Raw genomic sequence first — 11,374 nt, 5'->3', positions numbered from 1 at the left:
GCCTCCGGAGGCGTAGTCAGTCTCGGTAACCATCATCGCAAAGGCTGAGATCATGAAGACCAAAACCCTTTTTCCTTGGCCGGGAGGCAAAACCCGGCTCCTGCAGCACCTGTTGCCGCTGCTCTCCGAAATCCCACATTCGACCTACGTGGAGCCATTCGCTGGCGGTGCAGCCGTGCTGTTTGCCCGAGACCCAGTCAGGCTGGAGGTGTTGAACGACAACCACGGCGAGCTGGTGATGCTCTACCGCGTTGTGGCCAACCACCTGGAGGAGTTTGTCCGCCAGTTCCGCTGGGCACTGACCAGCCGGGAGATGTTCCGCTGGTGCCAGCTGCAGGACGTGGAGACTCTCACCGATATCCAGCGGGCGGCGCGGTTCTTCTACCTGCAGCGTCTTGCCTTCGGCGGCAAGGCCACGGGCCAGACGCCTGGCTTCGGCGCGTCACCCAAGCGGATCAACCTGCTGCGGCTGGAGGAGGATCTCAGCGACGCTCACCTGCGGCTGCATCGGGTGGTGGTCGAGAACCTGCCCTGGCAGCGGTGCATGACCAAGTACGACACGCCCGGCACGCTGTTCTTCATGGATCCGCCGTACTGGGAGACCGAGGGCTATGGCCAGGGGTTCGGCATCGAGCAGTACGAGGAGCTGGCCGAGGTCATGGCCAACAGCAAGGGCCGGACCATTCTGACCATCAATGACCACCCGGAGATGCGGCGACTGTTCGACCGGTTCCCTGGCCGGAGCGTCCCCATCAAGTACACGATCGGGGCCGGGAAGCCGGTAGCCAGGACGGAACGGATCTATACGACTGGGTGATCAGCCTGGGCGGAGGGGATTCCGCCCTATGCAATTTCCTTGCAGGGCGTGCAAGATGACGCCCTGTCCATTTATCTCAGTTCGGGCGGGCGATTTATCGCGCGCCGTTACACCCACAGCCAAGTCAAAATCAAATGCTCCCCCATCCGCCCTCCGGGCACCTTCCCCCGCAAGCGGGAGAAGGGACAACGCCACGGCCTGGTCAGTCGCCTCAGGCCTTCGCCGCCGGCTCGCCCTTCTTGCCAATGCGGTACATCAGCAGGCCAACCAGGAACAGCACGAACAGGCCAACCCAGGCCGACACGCTCGCCCAAGTATCGGCAAAGCCGCCCAGCGGCAATGCCAGCACGTCGCCCTGACCGCTGACCACGATCGGCACGGCGATTGCGATACCCATCAAGGCTTCACCGGTGATCAGGCCAGCTGCAAACAGCACGCCCGGGCGGTGCACGCGGTCACGGCCTTCTTCGTCGTCGGCACGCAGCTTGTGGAAACGCTCGACCAGGTGGGCCAGCAGGCCGCCCAGGAAGATCGGCACCATCAGTTCCAGCGGCAGGTAGATACCGATGGCAGCAGCCAACACCGGCACGCGGAAGCGCTTGCCGGTCTTCTTCAGCCATTCGTCGAGGGCGATGATCACCGCGCCAACGCCCGCGCCCAACGCGATCATCGTCCACGGCAGTTCGCCGCCAAACAGGCCGCGTGCAACCGAGGCCATCAGGTTGGCCTGCGGAGCTGCCAGCGAGTTCGGGTGCTCGGCGGTCGGCGCACCGATACCGTAGGCATGGGCCAGCAGGTTCAGCACCGGCGCCATGATCAGGGCACAGGAGAATGCGCCGATGCCCAGCATCAACTGCTGCTTCCATGGGGTGGCACCGACCAGATAGCCGGCCTTGAGGTCCTGCAGGTTGTCACCGCCAACGGCAGCCGCACAGCAGACCACCGCACCAATCATGATCGCGGCCACCGCACCCAGCGGAGCACCGCCAACGCCAACCGGAATCAGACCGTCCTTGCCCAGCAGCAGCACCAGCACCACCGAGGCGAACAGGATGGTGGAAATGGTGATGCCCGAGACCGGGTTGTTGGACGAACCAATCAGGCCGGCCAGGTAAGCCGACACCGACACGAACAGGAAGCCGGCGACGATCATGATGATGGTCATCGGGATCGAGACATGCCATTGGCCGACGATGGCCTGGTACAGGCCCAGCAGCGGCAGGGTGAAGGCGATCAGCGCGATCAGCATCCACTTCATCGGCAGGTCGCGTTCGGTCTCGGCCAGCGCCGGGCCGCTGCTCTTGCGGGCAGCAGCGAAACCACTCTTGACGCCATTGAGCAGCGACTTGCGCAACGAGAACAGGGTCCAGACGCCGCCGATCAACATGGCGCCGACGCCGAGGTAACGGATCTGCGAACCCCAGATGGCGAACGCCGATTCAGCCGAACCGGCATTGGCCAGCGATGCGGCCAGGTCCGGGTTACCGCCCAGGAAGAACGCCTGGTACAGCGGAATGGCGATGTGCCAGGACAGGATCGAGCCGGACACCACCACGATGCCGACGTTCAGACCGACGATGTAACCCACGCCCAGCAGCGCCGGCGACAGGTTGGTGCCGATGAAGGCGGTGATCTTGGAGCTGCCGACATAGGCCGACTGCGCCCAGGCGTCCGGGAAGATGCGCAGGCCCGAGGCCGCAGCCAGCTTCACCAGGCCGCCGATGGCAGCCGAGATACCGAGGATCTTCATGCCCGGGCCCGGGTTTTCACCGGCCTTGAGCACTTCCGCAGCCGCCTTGCCTTCCGGGAAGGGAAGCGGATCTTCGACGATCATCGAACGGCGCAGCGGCACCGAGAACAGCACGCCCAGCAGGCCGCCCAGGCCAGCGATACCCAGCACCCACCAGTACTTGAAGTCCGGCCAGTACCCCATGATCACCAGCGCCGGGATCGTGAAGATCACGCCGGCAGCAATCGACGAGCCGGCCGAGGCGCCGGTCTGGACGATGTTGTTTTCAAGGATGGTGCCGCCACCGAGCAGACGCAGCACGCCCATCGAGACGACGGCGGCCGGAATGGCGGTAGCGATGGTCAAGCCTGCGAACAGGCCCAGGTAAGCATTGGCGGCAGACAGCACCACAGCCAGCACGACGGCAAGAACCACCGCGCGGAATGTGAGCTGCGCAGGCGCAGCGTTGTTCATGGAAAGCCCTTGGATGGCAAAAAAACCTTCGCCACGCTAACGCCCGCTTAACGGCAAGTCCAGCCTGAACGCAGCGCCGATGCCCGCCGCACCGGTAATTCCGCGAATCCGCATCTTCTGTTGGCCATATCGGCAAAGTCGCCCCTGCCGACCAGTGATGTTATGTTATATCTTTTCCGCAAGACTCCCCCGCATGCCCCCTGCCCTGACCACACGCCTGGCCTCCATCGACCAGCTGCGCGGCACCGTGATGCTGTTGATGCTGATCGACCATGTCCGCGAGACCTTCTATCTGCAGCACCAGGTCAGCGACCCGATGGACGTGGGCTCGGTTTCACCCGCCCTGTTCAGCTTCCGCCTGCTGGCCCATCTATGCGCCCCGGTGTTCGTGCTGCTCACCGGCCTGTCGGCGTGGCTGTATGGTCAACGCCAGCCCGATCCGCGCGGCGCCACTGCAGCCTTCCTGCTCAAGCGCGGCCTGTTCCTGGTGGTGCTGGAGCTGACCCTGGTCAACTTCGCCTGGACCTTCCAGTTCCCGGCCAGCACGCTCTATCTGCAGGTGATCTGGGCCATCGGCCTGAGCATGATCGCGTTGGCCGGCCTGCTGTGGCTCCCGCGCAAGCTGCTGTTGGTGCTGGCGGTGGTCATCATTGCCGGCCACAACCTGCTTGATCCGCTGCAGGCCCAGGGCAACGGCGTACTGGAGACGCTATGGAAGATCCTGCACCAGCGTGACTGGATCGAACTGGGCAATAGCCTGCGCCTGCGCACCTCCTACCCGCTGCTGCCGTGGATCGGCGTGATTGCCCTGGGCTACGTGCTGGGCCCGTGGTACGCCAGCAACCGGTCGGCGCCGCAACGCCAGCGCTGGCTGCTGATCACCGGTACGGCGATGTTGACCGGCTTCGTACTGCTGCGTGCCGCCAATGTCTACGGCGACCACCCTTGGCTGCGCTTCACCGACGCCCAGACGACGCTGATGAGCCTGCTCAACGTCACCAAGTACCCACCTTCGCTGCTGTTCCTGCTGCTGACGCTGGGCATCGGCCTGTTGCTGTTGCGCCTGTACGAGCAGCCACGCATCGCAGCGTGGTTGCAGCCACTGGCGTGGATCGGCGCGGCGCCGATGTTCTTCTACCTGCTGCATCTGTATGTGCTGAAGCTCCTATACCTGGCCGCGATGGCGCGTTGGGGCGCGAACCACGGCCCCTACTTCGCGGTCGAATCGGTGTCGGCCTTGTTGCTGATCAGCGTCGTGCTGGCCGTGCTGCTCTACCCCGCCACCCGCACCTTTGCCCGCTTCAAGGCACGCCGTCGCGACCTGGCCTGGCTGCGCTATCTCTGAACGCGCAGCATCGGGGCAGCGGTCCTATACTCGGCCGCTGTCCCACCCGGCACCACCGATGACCGCAACTGCATTGAGCCGCCCCCGCTCCGACGACTTCCTCGGCCACCCCAAGGGCGTCTACGTCTGCTTCTTCACCGAAATGTGGGAGCGCTTCTCCTTCTACGGCATGAAGGCGCTGCTGCTGCTTTACCTCACCAAGTACCACCTGTTCGGCGACAAGGCCGGGCTCGACCTGCTCGGCGCCTACGGTGGCCTGGTCTACTGCATCCCGGTGTTCGGCGGGCTGCTGGCCGACCGCTGGCTGGGCATGCGCAAAGCGGTGGTGTTCGGCGGCATCCTGCTGGTGCTGGGCCACATCGGCATGGCATTCGAAGGCCACGAAGCGCAACGCGTAGCAGGCGAAGTGGTACGCGACGAAGCCGCGTTGTCGATCACCTACCTGTCGCTGGCGCTGATCATCATGGGTGTGGGCTTCCTCAAGCCCAACATCTCCACCATCGTCGGCAAGCTCTACCCGGAGAACGACCCGCGCCGTGACTCGGGCTTCTCACTGTTCTACGCCGGCATCAACCTCGGCGCCCTGTTCGCCTCGCTGGTCTGCGGTTTCCTCGGTGAAGCCTATGGCTGGAAGTACGGTTTCGGCGCGGCGGGCATCGGCATGCTGGTCGGGCTGGCGATGTTCCTGTGGGGGCAGAAGTACCTGCACGGGCATGCCGAGCCGGCACAACCGGCGACACTGCGCGAGCGCATGTTCGGCGTGCCGCGCGAATGGCTGATCTACGGCGTTGCCATCGCCGGCATCATTCCGGTTGCGGCGCTGATGTGGGCTGCCGCCAACGGCGCGTTCGCACTGGGCGGCGAAATCAGCCTCGCGCTGATGCTGATGATCGTTGTGCTCGGCGGCGTGCTGCTGTGGTTTGCCTGGTTCACTGGTACGCAATGCACTCCGGAACAGCGCCAGCAGATGACCGCGCTGATGGTGCTGATCTTCATGGCGCTGGTGTTCTTCACCTTGTATGAGCAGACCTATGGTTCGTGGGTCACTTTCACCGACCGCCTGCTGACCAAGGATCTGGTGCCGTCATTGGTGATCCGTGAAGGCACGCCGCTGCCGTGGTCCATCGTCTCGCTGCTGCTGGCGCCACTGGGCTTCGTGGTCGCCGCACGCCTGTCTGATCGCAATCCGGCATCAAATGCACCGCGCCTGCTGTTCGGCGTCATCGTTGTCGCGATGCTGGTGATGCTGATCCGCGACTGCCTGGTGCTGCCGCAGAGCGCCGGTTCACTGACCTATCTTGGCGCGCTGTTCCTGGTGTTGCTTGCGCCCCTGTTCGCTGCACTGTGGGCATGGCTGGACAAGCGTCGGCTGGATCCGTCCAAGCCGTTGAAGTCCTCGTTCGGTCTGGTGTTCGGCGCGCTGTCATTCGTGCCTTTGGCCTTGGCGGCGCAGCAGGTAGGGGCAACCGGGCAGATGGCCAGCGTGTGGTGGTTGGTGCTGGCCTATCTGATCCTGGAGATCGGTGAAATGTGCCTGTCGCCGGTCGGCCTGTCAGCCGTCACCCAGCTGGCGGCACCGCGCGTGGTCAGCCTGATGATGGGCACCTGGTTCCTGGCGACCGCATTCTCCGAAACCCTGGCAGCCTTGTTCGGCAAGCTCGCCGCCATCGACGTACCCGAAGGCGAAGTGATGAACATCGCCGAGGCCGCCGGCCGCTACGAACACCTGTTCTGGTTGCTGATGTGGATAGGCCTGGGCTGCGCGGTAGTCGCCCTGCTGACCTCGCCCTTGCTGAAGCGGATGATGCACGGCGTGCGCTAACCCCCGCTTCTGTGGGAGCGGCGTAAGCCGCGAAGCTAGCACTGCTTGCGAACATCAGTATCCGCAACCTGATACAGCATCAGCTTCGCGGCTGACGCCGCGAAGCTCGTACCGCTTGCACGCCAGCAACATCCGCAACCTGACACAGCAGCAGCTTCGCGGTTTACACCGCTCCCACAAAAAAATAGACCTGGGCCGACGCCCGCACCCCGAACAATCGACTACTTCGCCTTCTCTCCCCCCAGGTGCTGCGACAGGAAGCCCAGCAACCTCCCGTAATACTCGCGCTGATGCGGTTCGGTATAGAAACCATGGCCTTCGGTGTTGAAGTACAAAGACTCAACCGGCACGCCGGCCTTCTTCAACGCAGCTTCCATCATCCGCGTGTGCTCGATCGGCGCGATCTCATCCTCGCCACCGGCAGCTAGAAACACCGGCACCTTGATACGGTCAGCAAAACGGTTCGGCGACGCAGCCGCCAGTGCAGCCTGATCATCACCTACCCAATCCTTCGACGAATTGCCAAGACTGCGAGCGGCGCGCACATCTGCGCGCAGCATCATCGGTAGATCGTAGACACCCACATAGCCCGCGGCACAGCGGTATAGCGCGGGCTCCTTTGCCGCGCCCATCAGCGCCGCGTAGGCACCATAGCTGGCGCCGTAGATACAGATTTTTGCCGCATCAGCATGACCTTCGCGGCTCGCCCAGCGGGTAGCGTCGGTCAGGTCGTCCTGCATGGTTCCACCCCACTGCTGTGCACCCGCACGACTGAAGGCCCAACCATAATTGCCCGATCCCCGGTAGTTGACCTGCATCACCGTGTAGCCAGCAGCAGCCAACATCTGCGCATCGCGGTCGTAGTGCCACTCGTCGAATATGGTGTAAGGACCACCATGCGGCATCAACACCATCGGCCGCGCACCAGTCGCGCCACGTGGCTTGGTCAGATAACCATGAATCTTCAAGCCATCGCGTGCAGTGAAGCTAAAAGGCTCGACAACGGCGGCAGCATCCGGATCGATCCAGCTGCCACTGGCCACAACGAAATCCAGCTTCTTGGCAGCTGGATCGTAGAGGTAGAAGTCACCGGGATTGCTGCCTGACCACACCCCTACCATCAGTAGCCGCCCATCCTTGCTGCTTGATGTCACCCGCACCGACTGGCCAGGGAATGCCGCCTCGAGACTGCGTTGCAAGCGCGCTTCAGGCACCGAGTCATCGAAGAATACACTTCGGTGTCGCCCGTCCATCAACAGTGCACCTACAGGAGTGTTTGTAGCGCGGCGATAGATGATGGTCCACGGATCAACCGTATCGTCACGCAACACCGTGCGGCGTTCATTGCTGATGGTATTCCACGCCACGACACTGTCCGGCCCCACCCCGTCGCCAAGCACCCGCAGGTAGGCAAGCGTATTGTCTTCCGAAAAGCCCAAAGGCTGTTCAATACGACCACTCACCTTCTGGTCATTGATCAAGCGCCATTCGCCGCCAGCGGCGTCGCGATAGTAAAGCTTGCTGAGGTTGTCCAGGCCCGCTCCGAGTGCCAGCCGCACCACGCCCGCATTATCGGTCGCAAACGTCGCACGACGGACCGGCACCGTCGCCGACACAGTGCGGCGACCGGTATTTACATCCAGAATCTCCGCACGAGTGAACGGCTCCTGCGTTCCCAATGGCCAGGTCGAGATCACCACGTTGCGGTCTTCTGCAAGCAAAGGATCAACCAGGAAGGCCGCAACGCTTTCAACCTTCTTCGGCTGTATGCGTGTGCCCGCCCCGTTTCCCTGCACCCTGTAACCGACCAGAAGGTCCGCCTGCCCGCCATCGGCGTTGATCGCATACAGCTCACCCGTCGGTCGCGGCTCATCCAGCAGCCCGAACTTCTCGGCGATGCCGATCAATACGCGTTCGTCGTTCACCCAATCGAAACTGCTCACATACCCATTGCGCATCGGCACGAACATGCCGGATTGCTTATTGCCTTCGCGGGTAAAAATGACGAGCGCAGTCTTGTCTTCAAGCGGTACCGTCGCCGCGTAGTACTTACCCGAGGGCGACAGCTTGATATCGTTGAACTCATCCTTGCGTATGAACTGCCCCAGATCCACGGCAGCCCAACCGGTCGTCGAACACAAACACAGCAGCAAAGCCATCGCCAGCTTCATCATCTGCATCAGCCCCAAACGGGCGTCCGGCCCGCGTTGGGCGATTCTAGCCCCCTGCCTTTGGTTTTTTCCATACAGGAAATGCGGGCAGCCATCCCAAGGGTAATGAAGCCCCCCACTTCCTTGCTAAAACAAACTTGTCGCCGAGAACCGCGGCTTGTCCGAGAGCACAGGAGGGCTGCTGGAACAGAATCCAGCTTCGGTCGTATCCAGACCCGAGCTGCCTTATGCCTTATCCGCCGCAGCCAGACGATAGGCATCATGCAGCATGCCGACGAAGACCTGCCGCTGTCCTGCATCCAGCACCACCGATTCCCGAAACCGGTCAACAGAGCCAGCCCAGTCGTCCAGGGAATCATCGTTGTAGACCGCCTGATACGCATCCCATGCACCCGCGGCCTGCAGGTATAGCGTCTGCGCAAACAGCTCCAGCGACTCCCCATTCGAAAGTTTCAGCGCCCTGCTGGTCTGGGTGTGACTCAGTACCTGCCGCAGCACCTGATCGTCATTAAGTTGCGATGCCCATACATGACCATTCAGATGCTGGCGAACGAACTGCAGAATCCCGGCATGATCATCAGCCAGCCCATGGGCATAGATATCGTCTGGCAGCTGCAGATGACGCCCGTCGAACAGCCACTTGACCACCAGCGTGGCCGCGGGTTTCACCGTGTTATGCACGTTGGCCTGATCGAACTCGTGGTGCCCTATGAACTGGCGATCCTGCACGATGCTCACCTGGATTGTCTCCACCCGCTGCTTCCTGGGGCAGAACCAAAGCTTCAGCTCCACGTCCGCGCCAAGCGGCTTCTGAAACAACTGGGTATCGGTATACGTGTCCACGTTCCCATCGAAGAACGTCATGCACTCGTCAAAGTCGGCATCCGGCCCTACGAAACCATCCCAGAACCCAGCAGGCAACGCGACATTGCCCTTCGGCTTGCGTGAGAACAGCAACACGGACTGCAGATGGCAGAGCAAGCCACCGCGCGGGCCGTCTACCGGCGGATAGAAACGGTCGTTGATGATGTCGAACCCGAAGTAGTACTCCATCTCATGACGCTTGTCCTTGACGCTCTTGGTGCCCTGATTCGCCGTAACGGACACCGGCGGCTTGCCGATTCCGTGCTGCTCGAACCAATCCACAAGCTGCGGATCGCTACCTTTGGCGCCAATCAGACTTACGAGATCAGAAACGTGCATGGTGTCTTCCGTGAGACCTTAACTTGAGCGAATTATGACAGGCTAACAAAAACACCGGCGAGGCTTATTTACACCATCGCGCCACCGATCTTCGAATCTCTGTCACAAGCGCCCTTCCGAGAGCATCTATTCGAGTCCAGAATACCGATCAAGCAGAAGAATGGCCCTCAACATAAGCTGAGCCTCCGCATGTTCCGGCCCCGGATCCAAATGTGCAGACGAAGTAGTCAGTCAAAAACGCTGCAGAAGAAGCACCTAGCTCCTTCGCCCTTCTCATAACAACAATTCTCTCTTCCACCGGAATCTCCCAGCTTCCGTCAGCAAGAACACATCGCTCCAGAACATCCGCATCAAACTCTTTCCGCACATCCACCATAAAGGCCGTCAAAGCGACCTCCAGCAAAACGAAGTCCTCCTCCGAGGTGCGATAAAGGCCCTTAATGACTTCCGAGCTATTCAAGACCCCTATAAACCCCGCCAAAAAATCGATTAAACCAACTCGTCACCATCCCATTCTCGCCCCTACCATTCCCGAATCCTATCCATCGCGTCTTGCAACAGAGCTTCATCTTTAGGATGGCGAACGATATACCGCCCACAGGCCTCCATAAGAACCTCCGCACAAGCCGCCTCATTAACGATCATCTCCAACAAGTCTATACCCGGACTTCCATATCCAAATTCGACACCCTCAAACAAACCCTCTACAGACCAGCCATTCTGATCAGGAAATCTACAATAAGCCCCATCAACACACAAACCCTCCCTACTCGAAACCGAGCAAGCCGCCTTAACAAACAACCCGCTGCTATAAATGGAGTCCCAATAGGACCTCATAATCCAATCAGCACTGAGCCCTGCATACGCTTCGTTAAATAAATTCACGCAAATCCTCCATTACCCCCCTCGCACCGACCCGCCATGAACAGGAGTAGAAAGAAGCGAACCTGACACCGTTATTTCATCTGCGTCAATCAACGCTCAACACGCTCAAAAAAATCAGACATCTTTTTCACCAACTCCAAACGCCGTTCTTCATCTCCTGGAAAGTCTTCAACCATCGAAACTCTCCCATTTTTACTTACAGCATAGGCCCAATTAATACCCAAAGAAGCACCTTCAGGGAGCTTCAAGCGGCCATTCAAGAAAAATAACCAACAACCAGGCGCCTCCAAATACACCTCATCCAAAAGACTGTCATTCGCTAAAACAAACCGACCAACGTCACTAGTAGCTTGGTCTCCGGCAATTGATCTGGCCTCTTCAAAGCCCACCATCCCGGCATTCATCACAACTCCTCCGCCACTTAGTCGCCAGCATCAATGCGCCACCTTCGACGGACCAGGGCTTCTGTTACATCGAAGCCAAAACTCGCCGCCGCGCCAACATCCAACATGTCTCATCGTCCGGTCTAGAGCATAAAGAAGTGACCTTGGCACGTTCCTCCGACATCGCTCCTCTCTGAATTCTTAACAAGCCATCACCCAACAGGCTACGAAAGAACATCCGAAGGAACTTCAAGTCCGGACACAACCATTCTGAATACATCAAAAACTACAGCAACATCTGTACACACCAACGACCCATCGTAGTAGTCGCCAAGAATGCAAACCTCCCCTTGCACCTCCCCTTCGTAGCTGCGAGTGACGTAGTCACTCCCATCATCCACGCCCAATATCAATAAAAAATTACGCTCATCCGCCGACGTTCCCCCGATTTTGAGTAGCGCGGCGATTTGGAGTTCAATCCCCAACGAGACGGAGATTGGACATGAAGAAGCGCTTTTCCGAAGAGCAGATCATTGGCTTCCTGC

At 60.4% G+C, this 11,374-nt stretch carries 10 protein-coding genes; 3 read left to right on the top strand and 7 right to left on the bottom strand.

From position 1 onward, the window contains the following. Positions 1-52 precede the first annotated feature (52 nt). Positions 53-817, top strand: coding sequence for a DNA adenine methylase (locus ACVOLV_RS04700; RefSeq protein ID WP_481553380.1), 765 nt, complete (start codon positions 53-55; stop codon positions 815-817). Between the two features lie 211 nt (positions 818-1,028). Here ACVOLV_RS04700 and ACVOLV_RS04695 read toward each other — a convergent pair whose 3' ends face one another. Further along, positions 1,029-3,020, bottom strand: a complete 1,992-nt coding sequence (locus tag ACVOLV_RS04695; RefSeq protein WP_481553379.1) for an OPT family oligopeptide transporter — start codon at positions 3,018-3,020, stop codon at positions 1,029-1,031. 193 nt (positions 3,021-3,213) lie between these two features. Between ACVOLV_RS04695 and ACVOLV_RS04690 the strand changes: the two genes are divergently transcribed. Then, entirely contained in the window at positions 3,214-4,365 is a 1,152-nt protein-coding gene (locus ACVOLV_RS04690) for an acetyltransferase domain-containing protein (RefSeq protein WP_481553378.1), read from the top strand. A 58-nt stretch (positions 4,366-4,423) separates the two neighbouring features. After that, positions 4,424-6,187: a peptide MFS transporter gene (locus ACVOLV_RS04685; RefSeq protein WP_481553377.1), complete on the top strand. Its 1,764-nt coding sequence runs from the start codon at positions 4,424-4,426 to the stop codon at positions 6,185-6,187. Between the two features lie 221 nt (positions 6,188-6,408). Here the strand turns inward: ACVOLV_RS04685 and ACVOLV_RS04680 are convergent, their stop codons facing one another. From ACVOLV_RS04680 to ACVOLV_RS04655, 6 genes are all read right to left on the bottom strand, one after another. Next, entirely contained in the window at positions 6,409-8,367 is a 1,959-nt protein-coding gene (locus tag ACVOLV_RS04680; RefSeq protein ID WP_481553376.1) for an alpha/beta hydrolase family protein, read from the bottom strand. Positions 8,368-8,583: 216 nt separating this feature from the next. After that, a complete protein-coding gene (locus ACVOLV_RS04675) occupies positions 8,584-9,561 on the bottom strand; it encodes a hypothetical protein (RefSeq protein WP_481553375.1) in 978 nt (325 codons plus the stop codon). A 148-nt stretch (positions 9,562-9,709) separates the two neighbouring features. Beyond that, positions 9,710-10,021 carry a hypothetical protein gene (locus ACVOLV_RS04670; protein ID WP_481553374.1) on the bottom strand — a complete coding sequence of 104 codons (312 nt, stop codon included), beginning with the start codon at positions 10,019-10,021 and terminating at the stop codon, positions 9,710-9,712. A 62-nt stretch (positions 10,022-10,083) separates the two neighbouring features. Then, positions 10,084-10,446 carry a ribonuclease toxin immunity protein CdiI gene (cdiI, locus tag ACVOLV_RS04665; RefSeq protein ID WP_481553373.1) on the bottom strand — a complete coding sequence of 121 codons (363 nt, stop codon included), beginning with the start codon at positions 10,444-10,446 and terminating at the stop codon, positions 10,084-10,086. 89 nt (positions 10,447-10,535) lie between these two features. Next, positions 10,536-10,850 carry a hypothetical protein gene (locus ACVOLV_RS04660; protein ID WP_481553372.1) on the bottom strand — a complete coding sequence of 105 codons (315 nt, stop codon included), beginning with the start codon at positions 10,848-10,850 and terminating at the stop codon, positions 10,536-10,538. A gap of 203 nt (positions 10,851-11,053) precedes the next feature. Continuing rightward, entirely contained in the window at positions 11,054-11,314 is a 261-nt protein-coding gene (locus tag ACVOLV_RS04655) for a DUF6911 family protein (RefSeq protein WP_481553371.1), read from the bottom strand. Positions 11,315-11,374 lie beyond the last annotated feature (60 nt).

The organism is Stenotrophomonas sp. STEN023, from assembly GCF_056760135.1.
The sequence above is the reverse complement of the archived record's forward strand: the minus strand, read 5'-3'. Positions and strand labels throughout refer to the sequence as shown.